This is a genomic window from Ancylobacter radicis (assembly GCF_018449475.1).
Taxonomy (GTDB): domain Bacteria; phylum Pseudomonadota; class Alphaproteobacteria; order Rhizobiales; family Xanthobacteraceae; genus Ancylobacter; species Ancylobacter radicis.
The window spans coordinates 539,665-563,414 of the sequence record NZ_JAHCQH010000015.1; the positions used below are offsets into that span (position 1 = coordinate 539,665).

The window sequence follows — 23,750 nt, forward strand, 5'->3', positions numbered from 1 at the left end:
CCGATGAGTGACGATCCGTCGAGCAACGACAACAAAAAACCCTTGCGCAGCCAGGCCTGGTTCGGCCGGCAGGACAAGATGGGGTTCTATTACCGCTCCTTCCTGAAGAATTCCGGCCAGCCGCAGGACCGTTTCGACGGCCGCCCGGTGATCGGCATCTGCAACACCTGGTCGGAACTGACCCCCTGCAACATCCATTTCCGCGATCTCGCCGAGCATGTGCGGCGCGGCGTGCTGGATGCGGGCGGCTACCCGCTGGAATTCCCGGTCTCCTCGCTCGGCGAGGTGACGATGCGCCCGACCGCCATGCTGTTCCGCAACCTCGCCTCGATGGATGTGGAGGAGGCGATCCGCGCCCACCCGCTTGACGGCGTGGTGCTGCTGATGGGCTGCGACAAGACCACCCCGGCCCTGCTGATGGGCGCCGCCTCGGCCGATCTGCCGGCCATCGGCGTCTCCGGCGGGCCGCAATTGCGCGGCGTCTATCGCGGCCAGATCATCGGCTCGGGCACCAACATCATCTCGATGAGCGAGCAGCTGCGCGCCGGCGAGGTGACGCTGGAGGAGTTCCACGAGGCGGAAGCCGGCATGAACCGGTCCTCCGGCTCCTGCATGACCATGGGCACGGCCTCCACCATGGCCTCGATGGTCGAGGCGCTCGGCCTCGGCCTGCCGGAAAACGCCGCCATCCCCGCCGTCGACGCGCGCCGCAACCTGCTGGCCCGCATGGCCGGGCGGCGCATCGTCGAGATGGTGCATGAGGATCTGAAACCCTCCGACATCCTCACCCGCGCCGCCTTCGAGAACGCCATCCGCACGCTGGCGGCGATCGGCGGCTCGACCAATGCGGTGGTGCATCTGCTGGCCATTGCCGGGCGGGTCGGCATCGACCTGAATCTGGCCGATTTCGACCAGCTCGGCCGCGACATCCATTGCCTCGTCGATTTGATGCCGTCGGGCCGCTTCCTGATGGAGGATTTCTACTATGCCGGCGGCCTGCCCGCCGTGCTGCGCGCGCTGGGCGAGCGTGACCTGCTGCACAAGGACGCCATCACCGTGAACGGGCGCACCATGTGGGAGAATGTCGCGACCGCGCCGACCTGGAACGCCGAGGTCATCACCCCGTTCGAGACCCCGTTCAAGGCCGATGCCGGCATCGCCATTCTCACCGGCAACCTCGCCCCGGATGGCGCGGTCATCAAGCCCTCCGCCGCCTCGCCGCATCTGATGGTTCATACCGGCCGCGCCGTGGTGTTCGAGAGCGTCGAGGAGATGCACCATGCGGTGAATGACGAGGCGCTGGATATCGACGCCTCCTGCATCATGGTGCTCAAGCATTGCGGGCCGAAGGGCTATCCGGGCATGGCCGAGGTCGGCAACATGCCGCTGCCGGCCAAGCTGCTGCGCGAAGGCGTGCGCGACATGATCCGCATTTCCGATGCCCGCATGTCCGGCACCGCCTATGGCACCGTCGTGCTGCATGTCGCGCCCGAGGCGACCGCCGGCGGCCCGCTGGCGCTGGTGCAAAACGGCGACCTCATCACGCTCGACGTGCCCGCCCGCGCGCTGCATCTGCATGTGAGCGAGGAGGACCTCGCCACCCGCCGCGCCGCCTGGGTGCCGCCCGCCCCGCACGCCGCGCGCGGCTACACCAAGCTCTATCTCGACCACGTGCTTCAGGCCGATCGCGGTGCGGATTTCGACTTTCTGGTCGGCCGCTCCGGCGCGCCGGTCGGCCGCGACAATCACTGAGGATCAGCCATGCCGACCCCTTCCGCCGCCCGCTATTCCGGCGTCTTCCCCGTCGCCCCGACCGTGTTCGACGCGGACGGCCGGCTCGACCTCGAAGGCCAGAAGCGCGCCGTCGATTTCATGATCGACGCCGGCTCACACGGCCTGTGCATCCTCGCCAATTTCTCCGAGCAGTTCGTGCTCACCGATGACGAGCGCGACCTTGTGATGACCACCGTGCTGGAGCATGTCGCCGGGCGCGTGCCGGTGATCGTCACGACGACCCACTTCTCCACCTTCGTCTGCGCCGAACGCTCGAAGCGGGCGCAGGAAATGGGCGCCGCCATGGTCATGATCATGCCGCCCTATCACGGTGCCACCTTCCGGGTGCCGGAAGCGCAGGTCTATGAGTTCTATCGCGGGGTATCCGACGCGATCCGTATCCCGATCATGGTGCAGGACGCGCCCGTCGCCGGCACGCCGCTCTCCGTGCCGTTCCTCGCCAGGATGGCCGCCGAGATCGCGAACCTCGCCTATTTCAAGATCGAGGTGCCGCAGGCGGCCAACAAGCTGCGCGCGCTGATCGCGGCAGGCGGGGCTTCCATTGAGGGCCCGTGGGACGGCGAGGAAGCGATCACGCTGATGGCCGATCTCGACGCCGGGGCCACCGGCGCCATGACCGGGGGCGGCTACCCGGACGGCATCCGCGCGATCATCGACCCGTATTTTGCCGGCAATCGGGAAGCCGCCATCGACGCCTATATGCGCTGGCTGCCGCTGATCAATTACGAGAACCGGCAGACCGGCCTCGCCGCGTGCAAGATCCTGATGCAGGCGGGCGGGGTGATCAAGCATGACACGCTGCGCGCCCCGCTGCCGCCGGTCCATCCCGCGACCCGCGCCGGCCTGATCGAGATCGCCGCCCGGCTCGACCCGCTCGTCCTGCGCTGGGGGAAGTGATGGGCCGGATCACCCTGCACAGACTGGCCTCACTGGCCTCATCGTCCACCCCACTGCACTCATCGCCCAGTCGGGAGCGACGCTCATGAGCCCCATCCGCCTCGCCCTTGTCGGCCTCGGCAAGATTGCCCGCGACCAGCATCTGCCGGCCATCGCCGCGACCGAGGGCATCGAGCTCGTCGCCATCGCTAGCCGCAACGCCGCGCTCGACGGACTGCCGCATTTTACCACTCTGGAGGCCCTGCTCGCCAGCGACGTGGCCTTTGACGCGGTGGCGCTCTGCACCCCGCCGCAGGGCCGCCGCGAACAGGCGGCACTCGCCCTAAGTGCCGGGAAACACGTGCTTTTGGAGAAGCCGCCGGGCGCCACGGTGAGCGAGATCGGGCCGCTCATCGAGACCGCGCGGGAGCACGGCCTGACGCTTTTCGCCACCTGGCATTCGCGTTTCGCCCCCGCCGTCGAGCCCGCCCGCGCGCTGCTGGCCAAGAGGCACATTAATACCGTCACCATCACCTGGAAGGAGGATGTGCGCGTCTGGCATCCCGGTCAGGACTGGATCTTCGCGCCCGGCGGCCTCGGGGTTTTCGACCCGGCGATCAATGCCTTGTCGATCCTGACCCGCATCCTGCCCCACCCGGTCTTCGTCACCGGCGCGGAACTCGCCTTCCCCGCCAACCGCGCCGCCCCCATCGCGGCGACGGTGGAGATGGCCGATAGTAACAATATACCGATACGTGCCGATCTCGACTTCCTGCAGACCGGCCCGCAGAGCTGGGACATCCGCGTCGAGACCGATGCCGGCGCGGTCGTGCTCTCCGGCGGCGGCGCCCGGCTGACGCAGGACGGCGTGGTTCTGAGCGACGCCCCCGAAGCCGAATATGCCGGCATTTACAAGCACTTCACCGGCCTCATCGAGGCCGGCCAGTCCGATGTCGACCTCAGCCCGCTGGCGCTGGTGGCCGACGCTTTCCTGCTCGGCCGGCGGGTCACCGTCGACGCCTTCGACTATTGAGGAGCCGCGGTGATGCACGGCAACGCCCCCAAGACCGACCGCCCGCTCCGTTCGCGCGCCTGGTTCGACAACCCCGACAATATCGACATGACCGCGCTCTATCTGGAGCGTTACCTGAATTTCGGCCTCAGCCAGGAGGAGTTGCAATCGGGCCGCCCGATCATCGGCATCGCCCAGACGGGATCGGACCTATCCCCTTGCAATCGCCACCATCTTGAACTCGCCAAGCGCACCCGCGAGGGCATTCGCGAGGCCGGTGGCATCGCCATCGAGTTCCCCGTCCACCCGATTCAGGAGACCGGCAAGCGCCCCACCGCCGGGCTCGACCGCAACCTCGCCTATCTCGGCCTGGTGGAGGTATTATATGGCTACCCGCTGGACGGCGTGGTGCTCACCATTGGCTGCGACAAGACCACGCCCGCCTGCCTGATGGCGGCGGCGACCGTCAACATCCCCGCCATCGCCCTCTCGGTCGGGCCGATGCTGAACGGCTGGTACAAGGGCCAGCGCACCGGCTCCGGCACCATCGTCTGGAAGGCCCGCGAGCTGCTGGCGGCCGGCGAGATCGATCATGCCGGCTTCGTCAAGCTGGTGGCTTCCTCAGCGCCCTCAACGGGTTACTGCAACACTATGGGCACGGCGACGACGATGAACTCGCTCGCTGAGGCGCTGGGCATGCAGCTTCCCGGCTCCGCCGCCATTCCCGCGCCCTATCGCGACCGGCAGGAGATCGCCTATCTGACCGGGCTGCGTATCGTCGAAATGGTACGTGAAGACCTCAAGCCCTCCGACATCCTCACCCGCGACGCCTTCCTCAACGCGATCCGGGTCAATTCCGCCATTGGCGGCTCAACCAACGCCCCCATCCACCTCAACGCGCTGGCCCGCCATGTCGGCGTGGAACTGTCCATCGACGACTGGCAGACCCATGGCGAGGACATCCCGCTGCTGGTCAATCTCCAGCCCGCCGGCGAATATCTGGGCGAGGATTATTACCATGCCGGCGGCGTGCCGGCCGTGGTAAACCAGTTGATGGAACAGGGACTTATCGCCGAGGACGCGCGCACGGTGAACGGGCGCACGCTGGGCGAGAACTGCAAGGGCAAGGCCATCGAGGACGAGGCGGTGATCCGCCCCTATGGCAAGCCGCTGAAGGAAAAGGCCGGCTTCCGCGTGCTGCGCGGCAACCTGTTCTCCTCCGCCATCATGAAGACCAGCGTGATCTCCCCCGAGTTCCGCGTGCGCTACCTCTCCAACCCCGATGACCCGGAAGCCTTCGAGGGCCGCGCCGTGGTGTTTGACGGGCCGGAGGACTACCACGCCCGCATCGACGATCCCGCGCTCGCCATCGACGAGACCTCGATCCTGTTCATGCGCGGAGCCGGCCCGGTCGGCTATCCCGGCGCGGCGGAAGTGGTGAACATGCGGGCACCCGATTACCTCATCAAGGCCGGCGTCCATGCGCTGCCCTGCATCGGCGATGGCCGCCAGTCCGGCACGTCGGGCTCGCCCTCCATCCTCAACGCCTCGCCGGAAGCCGCCGTTGGCGGCGGCCTCGCGCTGCTGCGCACCGGCGACCGGGTGCGCATCGACCTCCGGCGCAACAGCGCCAACATGCTGGTTTCAGACGAGGAATTGGCCCGCCGCCGGGCCGAGCTGGAGGCCGCGGGCGGCTATGCCTATCCCGCGCATCAGACGCCCTGGCAGGAAATCCAGCGCGGCCTTGTCGGCCAGATGGAGAGCGGCGCGGTGCTGGAACCCGCCGTTCGATACCAGCGCATCGCGCAGACCATGGGGATGCCCCGTGACAACCATTGACGCCATCGCGCCCGTGACGCGCAGCGCCGAGACCGTGCCGGTGCGGATACTGGACGCCGCCCGCTGCCATCTCGGCGAGGGCTCGGCCTATGACGCGGCCAGCGACACCGCCTGGTGGTTCGACATTCTCGGCCGCACCCTGCACGAGGCGCCGCTATCCACCCACCGCATCGCCGTCCACGCGCTTCCGGTGATGGCGAGCGCGCTCGCCATGGTCGACGATCAGCGCCAACTCCTTGTGGCGGAAGACGGACTTCACCTGCGCGACATCGCCACCGGCCATCTGGAACGGCTCGTCGCCATCGAGGCGGAGGACGCCGGCACCCGCTCCAACGACGCGCGCGTGCATCCCAGCGGCACCTTCTGGACCAGCACCATGGGAAGGCGCGCCGAGAAGGGCGCGGGCTCGATCTACGCCTTCCATAACGGTGCGATAACACCGCTGTTTACCGACCTTACCATCCCCAACGCCATCTGCTTCGCGCCGGACGGGGCGACCGGCTATTTCGCCGACAGCCGCGAGAACCAGCTCTACCGCGTGGCACTCGATCCCACGACCGGCCTGCCGACGGAAGCCCCGACCACCCTGCTGCGTCATGCCGGGCCGGGCGGGCTCGATGGCGCGGTGACGGACGCGGAAGGCCTGATCTGGTGCGCCATCTGGGGCGGCGGCGGCGTCAATGTTTTTTCCCCCGCCGGCGCGCTGGTGCGCCGAGTCGCGGTGCCCGCCAGCCAGCCGAGCTGCCCGGTCTTCGTCGGGGAGAGGTTTGATCGGTTACTTGTTACCTCCGCCTGGGAGAATATGGGCGCGGCGCTGCGCGCCGCCGATCCCGGCCATGGCCAGACCTTCCTGCTTGATGTCGGCGCCCGCGGCCGGCCGGAGCCGCGCGTGCGGCTGGGAGGGCTGTGATGGACGGCGTCTCGCACATCGTCGTCGACTGGGGCACGTCGAGCTTCCGGCTCTGGGCGCTCGCGCGCGACGGGCGCGTTCTCGCCGAGCGGCGCAGCGGACAGGGGCTGCTCACCGCGACGACGGAAGGCTTTGAGATCGTTCTGGAAACCCATCTGGCGGCGCTGGGCGTCGGTGAGGGCGTGCCGGTGATGATGTGCGGCATGGTGGGCGCGCGCAGCGGCTGGGTCGAGGCCGCCTATGTCGACACGCCGGCCCGGCTCGACCGTCTGGCCGCGCATGCGGTAGCCGTCCCGTCCACGCATCGCCCGATCCGCATCCTGCCCGGCCTCGCGCAGCGCGGGGCGGCGGGGGCAGATGTGATGCGCGGCGAGGAAACGCAGCTCCTGTCGCTGATCCGCGACGGGTTCGACGGGATCGCCTGCCTGCCCGGCACCCATTCCAAATGGGTGCGGGTGGAAAAGGGTACCGTCAGCCACTTCGCCACCTTCATGACCGGCGAGCTTTTCCATCTGCTGCGCACCACCTCGGTGCTCGCAGCGGCGGTCGAGGCGGCGGCGGTGGAGCCCGATGACCCGGCCTTCGCCGATGGCGTTCGCGAGGGGCTCGCCATGCCGGAGCTGCTGGGCAACCAGCTTTTCCGCCTGCGCGCCGCCTGGCTTCTGGCCGGAGAGGAGCCCGCGCGGGGCCTTGCCCGCCTGTCCGGCCTGCTGATCGGCGGCGAGCTTGCCGGTGCTGCAAAGCTGTTCGGTCCGCTCGCCGAGGTCGCCTTGGTCGCCTCGGGCTCGGCGGTGTTTTTATACCGCATCGCACTGATGCTGGCGGGTGCCTCGACCGTCATCGTCCACGACGCGGATGCCTGCGTCCGGGCGGGCCTGCACGCGGCCGCGCTCATAGCCTTCCCGCAGGAAAAGGTTCCCGCATGAACAGCTCATCCACCCCTCGCATCGCCTGGCCCCGGATGCGCCGCTCGCTGGTCGCCATCCTGCGTGGCCTCAAGCCCGAGGAGACCGAAGCCATTGTCGGCGCGCTGATCGAGGAAGGGCTGGAGGCGATCGAGATCCCGCTCAACTCGCCCGACCCGTTCCGCTCCATCGAGGCGGCGGCGAAGCTCGCCCCGGCGGGCGTGCTGATCGGCGCCGGCACGGTGCTGGAGACGGCCGATGTCGACCGGCTTCATGATACCGGCGGCCGGCTGATGGTCAGCCCGAATGTCGACCCGGCCGTGATCGCCCGCGCCGCCAGCCACGGCATGGTGACGATGCCGGGCGTGCTCACCCCGACCGAGGCGCTCGCCGCCGTGAAGGCGGGGGCCTCCGGTCTCAAATTCTTCCCCGCCAATCATCTCGGCCCGTCGATTATCCAGGCCATCGCCGTGATTCTGCCGCCGGGCACCGTGATCGGCGCGGTCGGCGGCGTCGGGGAGCGCGAGTTCGCGGCCTATGCGGCGGCGGGCATCCGCACCTTCGGGCTCGGCTCCAGCCTTTACCGGCCGGGCGCCACCGCCGACGAGGTGCGGGCGAAGGCGCGCGCTGTCATCGCCGCCTATGACGCGGCCTTTCCAGCCTCACAGGAGACCTCCCGCGCCGACGGCTAGGCGCGACGTTGCAACGCGGGCGCGCCCGCCAAGAACCCGGCCCGCCAAAGGCGGCCATCCTCACCCCTCCGGGAGATTCCCATGAAACGCCTGACCGAACGCCTGACCCGACGCCAGATCAACACCACCCTCTCCGCCCTCGCCCTCGGGGCGATGACGCTCTCGCTCGCCGGCCCGGCCCTCGCCCAGGACAAGGCGACGGTCGGTATCGCCATGCCCACCAAGTCCTCCGCCCGCTGGATCGCCGATGGCGACAACATGGTGAAGGTGCTGAAGGAGCGCGGCTACAACACCGATCTGCAATATGCCGAGGATGACATCCCCAACCAGCTCGCGCAGATCGAGAACATGGTGACCAAAGGTGCCAAGGTACTGGTGATCGCCTCGATCGACGGCACCACCCTGTCCGACGTGCTGAAGCAGGCGCATGACAAGGGGATCAAGGTCATCGCCTATGACCGTCTGATCCGCGAAACGCCGAATGTCGACTACTATGCTACCTTCGACAACTTCCAGGTCGGCGTGCTGCAGGCGGAATCGCTGCTGAAGGGCCTCGGCTATCCCGCGAATAAGGGGCCGTTCAATGTCGAGCTGTTCGGCGGCTCGCCGGACGACAACAACGCCTATTTCTTCTATGATGGCGCGCTCTCGGTCCTGAAGCCGCTGATCGACAACGGCACGCTGAAGATCCCGTCCGGCCAGATGGGCATGGACAAGGTCTCGACGCTGCGCTGGGACGGCGCCACCGCCCAGGCGCGCATGGATAATCTGCTGAGCGCCTATTATTCCGACAAGACGCTCAATGGCGTGCTCTCGCCCTATGACGGGCTGTCCATCGGCATTCTGTCCTCGCTGAAGGGCGTGGGTTACGGCTCGGGCAAGATGAAGATGCCGGTCGTCACCGGGCAGGACGCCGAGGTGCCGTCGGTGAAGTCCATCCTCGCCGGCGAGCAGTACTCGACCATCTTCAAGGACACCCGCGAACTCGCCAAGGTCACCGCCGACATGGTGGACGCCTCGCTCTCGGGCAAGCCGGTCACGGTGAACGACACCAAGACCTACAATAACGGCGTCAAGGTGGTGCCTTCCTACCTCCTGAAGCCTGTCGTGGTCGACAAGGACAATTGGGAAAAGGTGCTGGTCGGCTCCGGCTACTACAAGCAGAACCAGATCAACTGACGGCGAGGAGCGGCCCGCGCCGGCAATTCGTCCGGCGCGGGTTCCGAACAGGGAGCTCGGTCATGAACGCGCATCTGCACGCCGGCAGCCGCCCACAGGCAAGCCCTTCCCCGGAGCCCTCCGTGCTTCTGGAAATGCGGGGCATCAGCAAGCATTTCGGCGTCGTGAAGGCGCTGAGCGAGGTGAGCTTCACCGTGCGCCCCGGCGAGATCCACGCGCTTGTCGGCGAGAATGGCGCGGGCAAGTCGACGCTGATGAAGGTGCTGAGCGGGGTCTATCCGCATGGGTCCTATGAGGGAGCCATCATCTTCGACGGCGAGGAGCGTCGGTTCGCTGACATCACCGATTCCGAGGTGGAAGGTATCATCATCATCCATCAGGAACTCGCCCTGATCCCGCTGCTGTCGATCGCCGAGAACATCTTCATCGCCAACCCGCCCGGCCGCTTCGGCATCATCGACCGCGGCACGGTGCACCGGCGCACCAAGGAACTGCTCGCCAAGGTGGGCCTCGACGAGGCGCCGGACACGCTGGTGACCAATATCGGCGTCGGCAAGCAGCAATTGGTGGAGATCGCCAAGGCGCTGTCGAAGAAGGTGCGCCTGCTCATCCTTGACGAGCCGACCGCCAGCCTGTCCGAGAAGGACAGCGCGGCGCTGCTGGAATTGCTGCTGGAGTTCAAGGCGCAGGGCATCGCTTCCATCCTCATCTCGCACAAGCTGAACGAGGTCTCCAAGGTCGCCGACCGTATCACCGTACTGCGCGACGGGCGCACCGTGGACACGCTGGACTGCCACGAGGGCGCGGTCGAGGAAGACCGCATCATCGCCAAGATGGTCGACCGCGACCTCGAGCACCGCTACCCCAAGCGCGAGCCCAAAGCCGTCGCCACCATCGGCGAGCCGATCTTCAAGGTCAGCAACTGGTCGGCCTATCACCCGCTGCATGGTGACCGGCAGGTCATCAAGAACGTCGATTTCGAGGTGCGGCGCGGCGAGATCGTCGGCATTGCCGGGCTCATGGGCGCCGGGCGCACCGAATTCGCCATGAGCGTCTTCGGCCGCTCCTGGGGCCAGAAGATCAGCGGGCGGGCCGAACTGGAGGGCCGCGAGGTCGATCTTTCCAGCGTGCGCCGCGCCATCGATGCCGGCCTCGCCTATGTCACCGAGGACCGCAAGCATCTCGGCCTGCTGCTGGCCGAGGACATCCGCAAGAACGTGACGCTGGCCAACCTGCCCGCCGTCGCCTCCGCGCGGGTCATCGACGAGATGAAGGAACTGCGCGTCGCCGGCGATTATCGGGGCCGCATGCGCATCCGCTGTCACAGCGTGTTTCAGGAAACCGGCAAGCTCTCGGGCGGCAATCAGCAGAAGGTGGTGCTGTCGAAATGGCTGTTCACCGACCCCAAGGTGCTGATCCTCGACGAGCCCACGCGCGGCATCGATGTCGGCGCGAAATATGAAATCTACTGCATCATCAATGAGCTGGCGGATGCCGGCAAAGGCGTCGTGGTGATCTCCTCGGAGATGCCGGAACTGCTCGGCATCTGCGACCGCATCTGCGTGATGAACGAGGGCGCCTTTGTCGGCGAATTCCCCGGCGCGGAAGCGACCCAGGAAAAGATCATGCGCGCCATCATGCGCAAGGGAGAGCCGCGCCCCATGGAGACACTGGCATGAGCGACACCGCGCTGAAGGACAAGCCGCACCATGCCGGCTTCCTGAAGAACAATCTGCGCGAATACGGGATGATGATCTCGCTGTTCGCCATCATGATCTTCTTCGAGGTGATGACCAGCGGCACGCTGATGCGCCCGCTCAACCTCACCAATCTCGTGCTGCAGAACAGCTACATCGTCATCATGGCGCTGGGTATGCTGCTGGTGATCGTCACCGGCCATATCGACCTGTCGGTCGGCTCGGTGGCCGGTTTCATCGGCGCGGTCGCGGCGGTGCTGATGGTCAAGTTCGGCGTCCACTACATCCCGGCGACGCTGATCTGCCTCGCGCTCGGCGGGCTGATCGGGGCGGCGCAGGGCTATTGGGTGGCCTATTTCAAGATCCCGTCCTTCATCGTCACCCTCGCCGGGATGCTGGTGTTCAAGGGGCTGGCGCTGGCCATCCTCGCCGGCCAGTCGGTCGGCCCGTTCCCGCCGGAGTTCCAGAAGCTCTCCTCCGGCTTCATCCCGGAACTGATCCCCGATGCCGGCACGCTCTACCCGACCTCGCTCCTGCTCGGCACCGTGCTGGCTCTCGCTCTGGTCTGGCTCAATTTCCGCGGCCGCACCCGGCAGGAAGCCCATCATCTCGACACCGAGCCCTATGGCTTCTTCCTCGCCAAGAACCTGATGCTGTTCGGCATCATCGTCTATTTCGCCTATCTGATCGCCTCGCATCGCGGCCTGCCCAATGTGCTGGTCGTCATGGCGGCGCTGATCGCGCTCTACGCCTTCATCACCACGCGCACCACCATTGGCCGGCAGATCTACGCCGTCGGTGGCAATGAGAAGGCGGCCAAGCTATCGGGCATCAAGACCGAGCGCCTGACCTTCCTGACCTTCGTGAATATGGGCGTGCTGGCCGCACTGGCCGGCCTCGTTTTCGCGGCACGCCTCAACACGGCGACGCCGAAGGCCGGCATCGGCTTCGAGCTCGACGTGATCGCCGCCTGCTTCATCGGCGGCGCCTCGGCCTATGGCGGCGTCGGGCGCGTCGGCGGCGCGGTGATCGGCGCGCTGATCATGGGCGTCATGAACAATGGCATGTCGATCCTCGGCATCGGCATTGACTACCAGCAGGTGATCAAGGGCCTCGTCCTGCTCGGCGCCGTCTGCCTCGACGTCTACAACCAGCGCCGCGCCTGACGCGCCCGCCGGGCGCGGGACACGACGGGACCCAACCCTGACCTACTGTCAGGGCTGGGTCTGCAGCGTCTGGATCACCTGCTGGCCGAAGCTCTCGACATAGGCGTGCTGCTGCGCCGGCTCCAGCCCCTTGGCCGAGGCGACGAGGCCGCAATAGCCGGCGATCAGCGCATTGGCGATATCCGCCAGCCGCGCCTTCGGGTTCTTCGAGACGAGGTCGCGGGCGAGGTCGCTGCCGCGCGTACCGGCGAGCGGCAGCGACGGCGTGCCGAGCGCGGCGCTCGCCGCGGTCTTGAGATCCGCCGGCAGCTTGGCGGCAAGCTCCGCCGGGCAGGCGAGCGGGCCGGCAAGGCTCTCCGGTTCGCGCGCCACCAGCGAGGTGCCGGCCGCCGCCGCCCAGATCACCGGCACCGCCGGAAGGGCGGCGGGCGCGGCGCGCAGCGACACATCGGCGGCGGCCTGCAGGGTGAAGGCGCGCAGCCGCGCATATTTGGTGTAGTCGTCCGCCCCGCTCGCCGCGACCACCGGGCAATAGGCCGCCATCATCGCATCCACCACCTCGGGCGGGGAGGCGTCGGGGGCCGCGCCCTCATAGCTGTCGACCAGCGAAGCGACATCGGTATTGCCGCCGGCGATCTCGGCCGAGAGGGCCGCCACCGCCTTCGGGTCCGGGCCATCCGCCCCCGGCGCGCCGCCGACCTGCGCGCAATCGAACTTGGATGCGGCCTGCGTGCCGTAATCAGGCACCTTCACCGTCTCGCGCCACGCCGCCACCATCGACGGCGTCGTGTTGGACGGCGCACCATTGCCCCAGCTGGTGCGGACATAATTGGCGAGGTCGGCAATGTCGGCATCGGAGAGCCGTCCGGCGAAGGACGGCATGGCGCTGAACCGCCCGCTTGCCGGCAAACCGCCCAGCACGACGGAGATGACATTGTACGGCTCCGCCGCCGTCACCGCCGGATTGCCGGCCAGCGGCGGGATCGCCGTTCCCATGCCGGTGCCCATCGCCTGATGGCAGGCGGCGCAGTTATCGACATAGAGCCGGGCCGCGCGGGCATGGACTTCCGGGGTCAGCGGCGAGGATTTCTGCGGCGCCGGGGCGTCCTGCGGCGGCGGGCTGTCGAGCAGATAGGTCGCCATGGCCGCGAGATCGGCCTGCGTGAGGAAGGCCAGGCTGTCATGCACCACTTCCGCCATCGGGCCGAACACCGTGGTCTTGCCGGTGGCCTCGCCGCCCTTGAGGAAGGCGATCAGCGTGTCCTTCTGCCAGTTCTTCGCCAGCGCGCCGGAGGCGATGTCCGGGGCGTAGAAACCGTCGATCTCCGCGCCGGTGAAGGCCGCCTTGCCCTTGATCGCGCCCATGATGTTGCGCGGGCTGTGGCAGTCCGAGCAATGGCCGAGCGCCTCGACCAGATAGGCGCCGCGATTCCATTCGTCGCTCTTGCCGGGGGTCGGGGTGAAGGTCGCCGGGCGGAAGAACAGCTCGCGCCAGGCGATCATGCCGAAGCGTATGTCGAAGGGAAAGGCCAGCCCGTTCGCCGGGTTGGGCGCGTTCACCGCCGGGATGCGGCGCACATAGGCCCACAGCGCCTTCAGGTCGTCGTCGGTGATGCCGGTATAGGCGTCGAAAGGCATGGCCGGGTAGAGAAAGGCGCCGTCCTTGCGGATGCCGTCATGCAGGGCACGGCGGAAATCTTCAAACGTCCAGTCGCCGATGCCGGTCGCACGATCGGAGGTGATGTTCACCGAATAGAGCGTGCCGAACGGCGTCTTCAGCCCGAGCCCGCCCGCATAGGGCTTGTTGGGATCGGCCGAGTGGCAGGGCATGCAATCCGCCGCGCGGGCCAGATACTCGCCACGGGCGACCAGAGCGGAATCGTCCGGTTGGGTGCTGGACTGGGCACTGGCCGGGAGCGAGGCCGCCCCCATCAGGGTCAGGAGCGACAGCCCCCCGAACAGGCCAAGCACGGTCCCCCGTCCCATTCCGTTGCGCGCGACCATGACCCGTCCTCCACTACCCATCTTCCCTTACTGGAACCATTCCATGAAGCAACGATAACCGCCAGACGGGAAAGCGCGATTTATTATCGAGGAACAGCGGGAAAGGCCGGGCAGAGAGGGCGCGAAGGGGTGGAGCGCGAACCCGGGTACGAAAAACCCCGGCGCGGATGACCGGGCCGGGGCTTTTGCGGAACGGGTCGTCAGGAAACGGCCGGACGTCCCGGCCGCCGCCGCATCAGATCGAGTTGTTGATCCACTGCAGCATCTTGGCCTTCGGCGCCGCGCCGACCTGGCGCGAGGCGATCTGGCCGTCCTTGAACAGCAGCAGGGTCGGGATCGACATGATGCCGTATTTCGACGCGGTGTTCGGATTCTCGTCGACGTTGAGCTTGACGATCTTCACCTTGTCGCCAAGCTCCCCCGACACTTCTTCGAGCACCGGCGCGACCATGCGGCAGGGGCCGCACCACTCAGCCCAGAAATCCACGAGCACCGGCTCGGAAGACTTCAGCACGTCGGACTCGAAGCTGCTGTCCGACACTTTTTCAACGCCCATGGCGGTTACCTCTGTAACGGGAATAGACAAGTTGCCACCAACCTAGGTACCGCCCCTAGCTTGCGTCAAGGCAGCGTCACGGCGACGTGACGCGATCCCCAGCTGCCGCCAGCGCGGCAGGCTCCAGCAAATGGGCGCGCGGGCCGGCCGTATAGACCAGAATGGCCGCGATCTCCTTGCCCGGAAACAGTTTCCCGAGCAGCCGCGCATACAGCGCCACTTGCCGCACATGCGCGGCCGGCAGGTCTGCCGCGCGTTGCGGCACATGCCGGTCGGTCTTGAAATCGGCCACCAGCACCCGGCCCGGCAGCACGGCGAGGCGGTCGATTCGGCCGGAGACGGCCGTGCCATCCTCCAACGTGCCGACGATCGGCACTTCCGCATGCCCGCCGGGGCCGAACAGCGGGGCGAGTTCGGGCAGGTCGAGCACCGCCAGCACCTCGGCGAGCAGGGCCTCGCGCGCGGCCTCCGGCAGGTCCGAGGCAGCCGCCAGCAGGCGCCGCCCGGGCGCGGCCCGCTCCGGCGCCGGCACCTCCGCCAGCCCCGCCATCAGCCGGTGCAACAGCTCGCCCCGCTCGCGCGCCGCCGCCATCCCCGCCCGATCCGCCGAGGCGACGGGCGCGGCCGAGGAGGGCCGCACGGACGGGCGCGGCGCCGGCGCTCCCGTCGGGGGCCGGGCGAGGCGGCGGGCCAGCTCGCTTTCCTCAGCGCCGGCCGACAGTGCCGTCGACACCGGCGCCGGGGACAGATCCGGGGCCGGCACGTCCTGCGCCCGCCAGCGCCGCACAGTGCCGGCAAAGCCGACGGCCGGATGCTCCACCGCGTCCGGCGCCAGCGCGTCATGGACGAGGTTGTACCAGCACTCGGCCGGCCGCGCTTTGGCCGGGTCCGCCCCGCACAGCACCAGCGCGCTCTCGGCGCGGGTCAGCGCGACATAGAGCAGACGGCGATATTCGTCCTGCTGCGCGTCATCTTCCTTCTGCCGGGCGGCGGCGATGGCCGGCGTGTCGCGTTTCTTCGAGGGCGCATGAACGGCGAGGCGCCGCCCGTCGGCCGTCTCGATGCGTACCAGCCCGGCGCTGCGGCGGGTCATCGGCCCACTCGTCGTATCCGCCAGGATGACATAGGGCGCCTCCAGTCCCTTGGCGCCGTGCACCGTCATCACCCGCACCTCGTCGCGCCCCGCCTCCATGTCGCGCTTGGCCTCGGCGCCGCCGCGCCGCAGAAAGGCGAGGAAGCCGGCCAGCGAGGGCGCCTCGACGCTTTCATAGGCCCGCGCCAGCGCGAGCATCTCGTCAAGCGCGTCCGCCGCCTCCGGTCCGAGCCGGGCCAGCATGGCAGCGCGGCCGCGCTCGCGCCCGAGCACGCGGGCATAGAAATCGAACGGCCGCAGCCGCCGCGCCTCAACACGCAGCCGGGCGAGCCGCGCCGCCGCCCCCGCCCATTTGGGATTCTCCTCTGCCCGCGCGACCAGTGCCTCCTCCAGACGCCGCGTGCGCTCCGGGCAGAGTTCCATCAGGTCATCATCGTCGAAACCAAAGAGCGGGCTTTTCAGCGCGCAGGCCAGCGCCAGTTCGTCGTCGCGCGACAGCAGCGCGTCGCCGAGCGCCATCAGGTCCATCACCGCGATATGCTCGGCCACCACCAGCCGGTCGGCGCCGGCCACCGGCACATGCGCCTGCTTCAGCTCGCGGATGATCGCCTCGAACAGGCTGTCGCGCCGGCGCACCAATATGAGAAAGTCGCCCGGCCGCGCGGCGCGCGCGCCGTGCCGCCCGCTCAGGGGGAAACGCTGCGCGATCCGCGCGGCGATGTGGCGGGCGATGTTCACCGCCAGCCGCGCTTTCGGATTGTCCGCCGCCGGCGCGTCGAGCGGGCGCTGCCAGGCGTCGATATCGACCGCCGCGCTCGGCGCCTCCGGCTCCCACAGCTCCACCAGCGCCGGCAGGCTGGCATGGATCGCCTCATGTAGCGGGCGCGCATTGTCGGCCGACAGGCCGCGATGGGCGCTTTCCTGGGCAAACACCTCGTCCACCGCCGCGAGGATTCCCGGCGCCGAGCGGAAGGAATGCTTCAGCGGGATATGCCGGAAATTCGCCCCGCCGGCCCGTTCGAATTCGCGCCGCACCGTGTCGAAGCGGCGGGGATCTGCGCCCTGAAACGAGAAGATCGACTGCTTCTCGTCGCCCACCACAAAGAGCGAACGGGGAAGACCCAAGGGCTCCGCCCGCGCTCCTTCGCCGGCAAAGAATTCGGCGACCAGCGGGCGGATCACCTCCCATTGTTCGGGACTGGTGTCCTGCGCCTCGTCCAGCAGCACATGGTCGATGCCCTGATCGAGCTTGTAATGCACCCAGGCCGAGGCGCCGGAGGCGAGCAGGCGCCGCGCATGGTTGACGAGGTCGGCGAAGTCGAGCACGCCGCGCGCCGCCTTGGCCCGCTCATAGCGGCGGACCGCCTCACGCCCCAGCGCCAGCACCGCCCGGCTGCGCTCATAGGCGCGCGCGGCGGCCAGGAGTTTGGCCAGCGGCGCCACGCGGTCGCGCTCGGTGATGAGCAGCGGGTAGCGCGCGCGCACCGCCGCCGCGCCGAACTGCTTCTCGTCATAGGCCTCGCCATCCTCTTTCAGGAACACCGAGGCATAGGCGTCCGCCGCCGCATCGGGCGGGGCGGCATCGGCGGCGAGCAGGCCCCGGCCGCGCTTGGCGCAATTGCCGCCCTCCTCGATCAGGGCCCGGCCGAGCCCGATCCAGGAGCCGCGCGGCAGCAGCGCCTCCTCGACGATCCGCCGCTCCACCTCGCGCGGGTCGATCGGCCCGGCCAGCCCCACCGCCTCGGCCAGTTCCGCCTCGCTGGCCTCCAGCACCTGCGGGTCGGCGATGATGGCGGCGATGATGTCCTCGATGCCGGTATCGGACACCTGATCCACCAGCAGCCCGAGCGCCCGGCCGAGCGGGCTCGCCGGCGCCCCGGCCGCCTGAAGCACCACATCGGCGCGCACGCGGGCGAGCAGTTCCTTGCGGCCCGGCTCGTCCAGCTCGCCAAAGCCGGCCGGGACGCCCGCCTCGAAAGGAAAGGCATGCAGCAGCGCGCCGCAAAAGGCGTGGATGGTCTGGATCTTCAGCCCGCCCGGCGTTTCCAGCGCCTGCGCGAACAGCCGGCGGGCGCGGGCGCGGCGCGCGGCATCCACCGCGCCGCCATCGGCGGCAATGATCGCGGCGTCGAGCGCGGCATCGTCCAGCGTCACCCAGCGGCGCAACTCGTCCAGCACCCGGTTCGCCATATTGGCGGCGGCGGCCTTGGTATAGGTGAGGCACAGAATGCGGCCCGGCGGCACGCCGCGCATCAGCAGCCGGATCACCCGGCGCGCCAGCACATGGGTCTTGCCCGAGCCGGCATTGGCCGAGACCCAGGCGGAAATCGCCGGGTCCGACGCCTGACCCTGAAGCCCGGTGGCGTCGCGCAGCGCCGGGGTGGAGAGCAGTTCGCTCATTCATCGCCCTCCCCGCCGGTCGACCATTCCTTGACGCGGGCGAGATGGTCATAGTCGCCGAAACGGCCCCGGAACATTGGCCGGGCCAGCGAGGCATAGCCGCGCGTCGGGTTCTCGAAAGCGGCGATCAGCTGCTCCAGCCGCGCCCGCGTCTCCGTCGCCAGCGCCGCCGCCAGTTCGCCGGCCTCGGCGCTGGTTTCCTTGAGTTCCGTCACGCCGAGCCGCACATAGGTCAGCGCCGCCGTGCTTTCGGCCGGCACGTCGGAGAAGCCGCCCCCGGCGGCGATCGCCGCCTCCAGCGGCAGTTGCGGCGAAATCCCGGCCTTCACCTGCTTGGCGGTCGGCACGGCGCCGGTCTTGAAATCGATCACGGCGAGGCCCCCGGCGCGCAATTGCTCGATCCGGTCGGCGCGGCCGGTCAGGGTGAAGCGCCCGCCGGCCAGAGCGAGCCGCCCGCCGATCTCGGCGAAGACCCGCCGGGCGCTGGCGCGCCGGCCGCGCTCCCAGGCGATGAAGCGCGGCACCAGCCGCTCGAAGCGCGCCCACCACAGCGCGTGCTCGGCCGGGAAGGCTTCGAGCGCGGCAAAGGCCTGCCGTCCATAGCCGAGCAGCACGGCCTCCGGCGCGGCCGGCAGCCCCTCGGGAAAATCGCGGGCGAACGCGCCGAGCGCCTCGTGGATGGCGCTGCCGCGTTCCCCGGCGCCGGGCGTCTCGTCCAGCTCGGCCAGCGGGCCGAGGCGCAGCACATGGCGGGCATAGATGGTGTAGGGGTCGCGCAGCCAGGTCTCGATCTCGGTGACGCTGAGCCGGGTCGGCCTCAGCGCCAGCGGCGGCGCCGGCTCCGGCCGGCGGATCGGCGCGGTGCGCGGATCGGCGTCGATCAGCGCACCGAGGCGGCGGTAGCGGTCGCCGCGCGCCAGAGCCGCCTGCCAGCGTTCCGGCCCGCTCACGGCGGCGAGGCGCTGGAGAAAGCGCGAGGGCACGGTGGGCGCCCCGCCCATCTTGCGCGGGCGCGAGAGAATGAGTTCCGGCGCGCCGCAGGCCTGCACGAAGTCGTGGGCGGAGAGGCCGACGCGGCGCTCCGGTGCCTCCAGCCCCAGGGCGGCGCGCATCGGCCGGCTGAGCCAGGGGTCGGTGCGCACCGTGCTCGGCCAGGTCTGCTCGACAAGCCCGGCCAGCACCGTCCGATCGGCATGGATCATGCGGGCTTCCAGCGGGCCGAAGATGCGCAGCCGGGCGCCGGCCAGCAGCGGCGGGCGCACCGGCCGGTCGGCCAGCAGAAGCGGCAGCGCGGCGGCGTAGTCGGCAAGGCTCATCTGCGCCGCAAGGCCCGCGCCCTCGGCCATCGCCTCGAAGGCGCCGGCCAGTTCGCTGAGCGCGCTGTCCTCCTCGGCCGCCCCGCCATCCGGCCCGCTCCACGCCGCCTCGACCGCCGCGCGATGCGCTGCCAGCAGCGTGGCGAAGGGATGGGTGCCCGCCTCCAGCGCGGCGAGCGGGCCGAGCCCGACGGCGAGGCGCGCGGCAAGATCGGCGGCGCGCTGGCGCGTGTCCTCGCCCAGCGCGGCGCGCGGGTCGCTGCGGTGGTGCAGGGTGGGATCGAAGCTCCGCGCGGCGGCAAGCAGCCCCTGCGGGCCGGCAGCGGCGCGCGGACCGCGCAGCACCATCAGTTCCAGCGCGTCGGCGGCATCGTCCAGCGCCACCCGCTCCAGACCGAAACGGGCGAGGCTGTGGCGCAGCAGCGCGGCGAGCGGCACCGGGGCGAATCCCTGCGCGCAAGCATCCGCCACCAGCCGGGCGAAGCGGCCGGACACGCTCTCGGACAGCGGCTCACCGGCCGAATCGTCAATGGCGACGCCGAAGCGCAGCAGTTCCGCCGCGACGCGCCGGGCGAGGTCGCGGTCGGGCGTGATCAGCGCGCCGGTCGCGTCCGGGGTCTCCAGCACCTCGCGCAGCGCCACCGCGATGGCCAGCGCCTCCTCGCGTGAATCCTCGGCTTCGATCAGGCTGATGCCGGCAAAGGCGGCGTCGATGGCGCGGGCCGGCAGGCGTTCGTCGAGGCTCGCCCAGGCCTCGGTGGTGGCAACCGGGCGCAGCGCCTCGGACAGCAGCGCCTCGCGCCCATGCGGCGCCGGCTCGGCCAGCGCCGTCACCCTGGCGCGCTCGGTCGCCATGTGCCGGCCGAGCAGCAAAGCAAGACCGAATTGCGGATGGCTCGGCGCCGGCGCCGCCTCATCCGTCAGCAGCCGCCAGGACGGTTCGTCGAGATGGGTGTCGAGGCCGGGCAGCACGACGCAGCCGCGCGGCAGGCGGGCGACGGTGGCAAGCAGCCGCCCGGTCGCCGGCATCGAGCCGGTGGACCCCGCCACGATCACCGGCCCGGCATCGGGCTGGCGGACCAGCCGCTCGGCCTCGGCGGCGATCAGCGTGTCGCGCCGCACGCTGGCATCGACCTCGCCGCGTTCGGCCAGCAAAGCGGGCCAGAAATCGCGGGCCACTTTCAGGAAATCGAGCGCCATGTCCCAATAGGCATCGTGCTCGCCCGGCACCAGCGTATCGAAGCGGTCCCACGGCACTTCCTGCGCCGCCATCTCGTCGATCAGCTTGCCGAGCGCATCGGCCAGCGCCAGTTCCGCCCCCGGCCCGGCAGCGACCGCCACGCGGCCATCGTCGCCGGCCAGCGCGCCGCGCCAATGGGCGACGAGATTGGCCAGAGCGAGACGCCGCGTGGTCGGCGGCACGGCGCGCGGCGGGCCGGTGTAGCTCTCGGCGAAGGCGAGCGCATCCTCGTCGACATCGCCGAGCGGCACGATGCGCGGCAGCAGCGTGACGCCGGCCGGCATGCGCGCGGTCAGCGCCTCGGCCAGCAGGCGCCCGGCGCGGCGGGTCGGCAGGAAGATGGTGGCGGAGGCCAGCGCCAGCGGGTCATTCCCCGGCGCGAAGCCCTCGATCAGCCGCCCGTCGAGCAGCGCGTCGGTGAGTGTCGGCAGGAACGGCACGGAGGGCGGGATGGTGAACAGGCGCGGCACGGCGCGCCCGGCCGGGAGGGTGCTCATCGGCCGGCCTCCGCGCGCGCCATCAGATCACGCGGTCGAACGGCGGATGGCCTCCTCGGCCTGGCCGATCGCATCGGGCGTTCCGACATGCATCCACACCCCTTCCATGCGCAGCCCGAACAGCCGGCCCGCCTCGGCGGCGCGGCGGAACAGCCGGGTCAGCGAGAACGGCCCAGCGGGCGCGCCCTCGAACAGCCGGGGCGAGAGCACCGCGGCGCCGGCATAGACGAAGGGCGTCACCATGCGCTCGGCGCGCGGGGTGAGCCGGCTGTCGCGATCCATGGTGAAATCCCCCGCGCCGTCATAGCCGATCGAGGTCGAGGTCGCCGCCAGCAGGAGGCGGGCGTCCATGGTGGCGGGATCGAAGCCGGCGGCAAGCTGGGCCAGATTCGGGCGGATGCCCTCGATCCAGATCGTGTCGGAATTGATGGAGAAGAACGGCCCCTCGCCCAGCAGCGGCAGCGCCCGGACGATGCCGCCGCCGGTGTCGAGCAGTTCGTCCCGCTCATCGGACAGGATGAGCGCGGGCGGGCCGGCGCGGCGAGCGAGATGGGCTTCGAGAATGTCCGCCTTGTAATGGAGGTTGACCACCGCCGTCTCGACCCCGGCATCCGCCAGCCGGTCGAGCACATGGTCGATCAGCGCGCGCCCATCAACCTCCACCAGAGGTTTGGGAAGACGGTCGGTCAGCGGGCGCATGCGCGTGCCGAGGCCGGCGGCGAGCACCATGGCGGTGTGGATCGGGGAACGGGCGAGGGTCATGAAGGGTTCGGTGGGCTCGGCGGCGCGGCGGGCATGTCGGTCGTCACGGCCTCGGGGGTGCCGGAAGCTGATGACGTTTCGATGACAGGCGGCGCCTCCTCCGGCAGACCCGCCAGATCGTCAATCGGATCATCAGCAGGCTCGTCCCCCGTTTCCGCCGGCAGCGGCGGCACCGGTGCGGCGGGTCGCGCGAGGAAGGAGGGCGGCGCGGCGGCGCGCGCGGCCGCCAGCATCTCGCCGGGCACCTCGCCCTCGGGCGGCGGCACATGGGCGTCGAACCAGGCTTTCAGCGGCGCGAGGTCGGTGAAAGCGAGGCTGCGCTGGAGATAGGACCAGATGCGCGGAATGTGGCGGAGATAGCCGGGCTTGCCGTCGCGCTGGTTCAGCCGGGCGAAGATGCCGAGGATCTTGGTCGCGCGCTGGGCGCCCATCACCGCATAGGAGGCGGCAAAGCTGCGCAGGTCGAAATCCGGCTCCGCCGCGCGGCGCGCCTTGAGATAGCGCCCGAGCAGCGCCAGCTCCAGTTCCTCCGGCACGTCGACGCGCGCATCCTGGGTGAGCGAGGCGACGTCATAGGCCGGCGGGCCCATCACCGCGTCCTGGAAATCGAGCAGGCCGATCTGCTCCAGCCCGTCGCGTTCCTCGATCCACATCAGGTTCGGCGAATGATAGTCGCGCAGCACCCAGCTCGGTTTCTGTGCCAGCGAGCCGGCCAGCGCCTGCGTCCACAGCCGGCGGAAGCTGGCCCGGGCGAGCGGCGCCGCCGGCGGCAGACCGCGATGCGGCAGATACCAGTCGAGCAGCAGCTCGACCTCGATCAGCAGCGCGTCGAGATCATAGGCCGGCAGCACATGGTCGATGCCCGGCGCAACCGGCAGCGTGTCCGGCAGATCCAGCGCGTGCAGGGCGGCGAGCACGTCGACCGCCACCTCATAGCGTTCCGGCATCGGCGCGGGCGGCGTGCCGGCAAGCACGCCCTCCTCGCCCAGGTCTTCCATCACCAGAAGCCCGGCGTCGAGATCGGCGGCGTAGATGGTGGGGGCGGAAAAACCCAGCCCCTTCAGCCCGCGGGCCAGCGCGACGAAGGGCTTCACGTCCTCGGCGAGATGGGCAATGGCGCTGTAGGACTTGCCGTCGCGCACGATCGGGCCGTCCGGCCGGCGCGGCGCGTTCATCAACACCGCGTTGCGGCGCGAGCCGATCAGCCGCTCATAGGTGCGGGTCGAGGCGTCGCCCTGAAGATGGCGGCGCTGCGCCGGGCCGAAGCCGGCGGTGTCGATCAGCGAGCGGATCGCTCGCATCCGGCGCAGCGCGCCGGCCAGCCTTCCATGGCCGAGCAGGCGCACCCGGCGGCGCTGTTCCGGGGCTTCGGGCGGAATGGTGATGCGCAGTTCCAGCCGGTTGGCCGGCAGCGCGCCCTCGCCCACCCGCTCCGGCCATTCGACCAGCGTCACCGCGCCATCGGTCAGGTCGTACCAGCCCAGCTCCTCCAGCTCCGAGGTGTCGCCCAGCCGGTAGAGATCGGCATGAACCACGCGGTGGCGGGGCAGGTCATAGGTCTGGATCAGCGTGAAGGTCGGGCTGGGCACCTCCAGCAGCGGGTCCTGCGCCAGCTCGCGGATCAGCGCCCGCGCCAGCGTCGACTTGCCGGCGCCGAGATCGCCCTCCAGCGCCACCACGTCGCCCGCCTGCAACAGGGCCGCGAGGTCCATGGCGAGGCGCCCGGTGGCGTGCTCATCCGGCAGCACCACCTCCCAATGGGCGACGGCGGGGGTGGGCACGGGGGCGGTGCTGCGGGTCTCGGCCATGGCG

16 protein-coding genes are annotated in these 23,750 nt (G+C 69.6%); 10 read left to right on the forward strand and 6 right to left on the reverse strand.

Going from position 1 to position 23,750, the window contains the following annotated elements; translation table 11 throughout:
* Positions 1-3: 3 nt before the first annotated feature.
* The 10 genes from KIP89_RS08490 to mmsB all read left to right on the forward strand — a co-directional run bounded on the left by KIP89_RS08490 (position 4) and on the right by mmsB (position 12,070).
* A complete protein-coding gene (locus KIP89_RS08490; protein WP_213754944.1) occupies positions 4-1,752 on the forward strand; it encodes an IlvD/Edd family dehydratase in 1,749 nt (582 codons plus the stop codon).
* Between the two features lie 9 nt (positions 1,753-1,761).
* A complete protein-coding gene (locus KIP89_RS08495) occupies positions 1,762-2,691 on the forward strand; it encodes a dihydrodipicolinate synthase family protein (protein WP_213754945.1) in 930 nt (309 codons plus the stop codon).
* A gap of 85 nt (positions 2,692-2,776) precedes the next feature.
* On the forward strand, positions 2,777-3,703 hold the full coding sequence (locus KIP89_RS08500; RefSeq protein WP_213754946.1) for a Gfo/Idh/MocA family protein: 927 nt from the start codon (positions 2,777-2,779) through the stop codon (positions 3,701-3,703).
* Positions 3,704-3,715: 12 nt separating this feature from the next.
* Positions 3,716-5,521 carry an IlvD/Edd family dehydratase gene (locus KIP89_RS08505; protein ID WP_213754947.1) on the forward strand — a complete coding sequence of 602 codons (1,806 nt, stop codon included), beginning with the start codon at positions 3,716-3,718 and terminating at the stop codon, positions 5,519-5,521.
* Positions 5,508-6,431 carry an SMP-30/gluconolactonase/LRE family protein gene (locus tag KIP89_RS08510; RefSeq protein ID WP_369807085.1) on the forward strand — a complete coding sequence of 308 codons (924 nt, stop codon included), beginning with the start codon at positions 5,508-5,510 and terminating at the stop codon, positions 6,429-6,431. Before KIP89_RS08505 ends, KIP89_RS08510 begins: the two co-directional genes overlap by 14 nt.
* Positions 6,431-7,357 carry a 2-dehydro-3-deoxygalactonokinase gene (locus tag KIP89_RS08515; RefSeq protein WP_213754948.1) on the forward strand — a complete coding sequence of 309 codons (927 nt, stop codon included), beginning with the start codon at positions 6,431-6,433 and terminating at the stop codon, positions 7,355-7,357. The genes KIP89_RS08510 and KIP89_RS08515 overlap by 1 nt, the downstream gene beginning before the upstream one ends.
* On the forward strand, positions 7,354-8,028 hold the full coding sequence (locus tag KIP89_RS08520) for a 2-dehydro-3-deoxy-6-phosphogalactonate aldolase (protein WP_213754949.1): 675 nt from the start codon (positions 7,354-7,356) through the stop codon (positions 8,026-8,028). Before KIP89_RS08515 ends, KIP89_RS08520 begins: the two co-directional genes overlap by 4 nt.
* Positions 8,029-8,181: 153 nt before the next feature.
* On the forward strand, positions 8,182-9,207 hold the full coding sequence (chvE, locus tag KIP89_RS08525) for a multiple monosaccharide ABC transporter substrate-binding protein (RefSeq protein ID WP_369807114.1): 1,026 nt from the start codon (positions 8,182-8,184) through the stop codon (positions 9,205-9,207).
* Positions 9,208-9,269: 62 nt separating this feature from the next.
* Positions 9,270-10,886: a multiple monosaccharide ABC transporter ATP-binding protein gene (gene mmsA / locus KIP89_RS08530; protein WP_369807086.1), complete on the forward strand. Its 1,617-nt coding sequence runs from the start codon at positions 9,270-9,272 to the stop codon at positions 10,884-10,886.
* On the forward strand, positions 10,883-12,070 hold the full coding sequence (gene mmsB, locus KIP89_RS08535) for a multiple monosaccharide ABC transporter permease (RefSeq protein ID WP_213754951.1): 1,188 nt from the start codon (positions 10,883-10,885) through the stop codon (positions 12,068-12,070). The genes mmsA and mmsB overlap by 4 nt, the downstream gene beginning before the upstream one ends.
* Before the next feature lie 48 nt (positions 12,071-12,118).
* Here mmsB and KIP89_RS08540 read toward each other — a convergent pair whose 3' ends face one another.
* The 6 genes from KIP89_RS08540 to tsaE all read right to left on the reverse strand — a co-directional run bounded on the left by KIP89_RS08540 (position 12,119) and on the right by tsaE (position 23,746).
* Positions 12,119-14,074, reverse strand: a complete 1,956-nt coding sequence (locus KIP89_RS08540) for a c-type cytochrome (RefSeq protein WP_250152282.1) — start codon at positions 14,072-14,074, stop codon at positions 12,119-12,121.
* Between the two features lie 235 nt (positions 14,075-14,309).
* Positions 14,310-14,630, reverse strand: a complete 321-nt coding sequence (gene trxA, locus KIP89_RS08545) for a thioredoxin (RefSeq protein ID WP_213754952.1) — start codon at positions 14,628-14,630, stop codon at positions 14,310-14,312.
* A 76-nt stretch (positions 14,631-14,706) separates the two neighbouring features.
* The gene (addA, locus tag KIP89_RS08550; RefSeq protein WP_213754953.1) at positions 14,707-18,123 is read right to left on the reverse strand and encodes a double-strand break repair helicase AddA; all 3,417 of its coding nucleotides are present in this window, start codon (positions 18,121-18,123) and stop codon (positions 14,707-14,709) included.
* Entirely contained in the window at positions 18,120-21,176 is a 3,057-nt protein-coding gene (gene addB / locus KIP89_RS08555) for a double-strand break repair protein AddB (RefSeq protein WP_213754954.1), read from the reverse strand. The genes addA and addB overlap by 4 nt, the downstream gene beginning before the upstream one ends.
* A gap of 27 nt (positions 21,177-21,203) precedes the next feature.
* A complete protein-coding gene (locus KIP89_RS08560; protein WP_213754955.1) occupies positions 21,204-21,938 on the reverse strand; it encodes a nucleotidyltransferase family protein in 735 nt (244 codons plus the stop codon).
* Positions 21,935-23,746 (reverse strand): tRNA (adenosine(37)-N6)-threonylcarbamoyltransferase complex ATPase subunit type 1 TsaE, encoded by a 1,812-nt coding sequence (gene tsaE / locus KIP89_RS08565; protein ID WP_213754956.1) that lies wholly within the window; start codon positions 23,744-23,746, stop codon positions 21,935-21,937. The genes KIP89_RS08560 and tsaE overlap by 4 nt, the downstream gene beginning before the upstream one ends.
* Positions 23,747-23,750: the final 4 nt, after the last annotated feature.

What these genes read in the sequence shown, in the direction of transcription:
- KIP89_RS08490 (WP_213754944.1), top strand. Translation starts at nt 4, where the DNA reads ATGAGTGACGATCCGTCGAGCAACGACAACAAAAAACCCTTGCGCAGC.
- KIP89_RS08495 (WP_213754945.1), top strand. Translation starts at nt 1,762, where the DNA reads ATGCCGACCCCTTCCGCCGCCCGCTATTCCGGCGTCTTCCCCGTCGCC.
- KIP89_RS08500 (WP_213754946.1), top strand. Translation starts at nt 2,777, where the DNA reads ATGAGCCCCATCCGCCTCGCCCTTGTCGGCCTCGGCAAGATTGCCCGC.
- KIP89_RS08505 (WP_213754947.1), top strand. Translation starts at nt 3,716, where the DNA reads ATGCACGGCAACGCCCCCAAGACCGACCGCCCGCTCCGTTCGCGCGCC.
- KIP89_RS08515 (WP_213754948.1), top strand. Translation starts at nt 6,431, where the DNA reads ATGGACGGCGTCTCGCACATCGTCGTCGACTGGGGCACGTCGAGCTTC.
- KIP89_RS08520 (WP_213754949.1), top strand. Translation starts at nt 7,354, where the DNA reads ATGAACAGCTCATCCACCCCTCGCATCGCCTGGCCCCGGATGCGCCGC.
- chvE (WP_369807114.1), top strand. Translation starts at nt 8,182, where the DNA reads ATGACGCTCTCGCTCGCCGGCCCGGCCCTCGCCCAGGACAAGGCGACG.
- mmsA (WP_369807086.1), top strand. Translation starts at nt 9,270, where the DNA reads ATGAACGCGCATCTGCACGCCGGCAGCCGCCCACAGGCAAGCCCTTCC.
- mmsB (WP_213754951.1), top strand. Translation starts at nt 10,883, where the DNA reads ATGAGCGACACCGCGCTGAAGGACAAGCCGCACCATGCCGGCTTCCTG.
- KIP89_RS08540 (WP_250152282.1), bottom strand. Translation starts at nt 14,074, where the DNA reads ATGGTCGCGCGCAACGGAATGGGACGGGGGACCGTGCTTGGCCTGTTC.
- trxA (WP_213754952.1), bottom strand. Translation starts at nt 14,630, where the DNA reads ATGGGCGTTGAAAAAGTGTCGGACAGCAGCTTCGAGTCCGACGTGCTG.
- addA (WP_213754953.1), bottom strand. Translation starts at nt 18,123, where the DNA reads ATGAGCGAACTGCTCTCCACCCCGGCGCTGCGCGACGCCACCGGGCTT.
- addB (WP_213754954.1), bottom strand. Translation starts at nt 21,176, where the DNA reads ATGAGCACCCTCCCGGCCGGGCGCGCCGTGCCGCGCCTGTTCACCATC.
- KIP89_RS08560 (WP_213754955.1), bottom strand. Translation starts at nt 21,938, where the DNA reads ATGACCCTCGCCCGTTCCCCGATCCACACCGCCATGGTGCTCGCCGCC.
- tsaE (WP_213754956.1), bottom strand. Translation starts at nt 23,746, where the DNA reads ATGGCCGAGACCCGCAGCACCGCCCCCGTGCCCACCCCCGCCGTCGCC.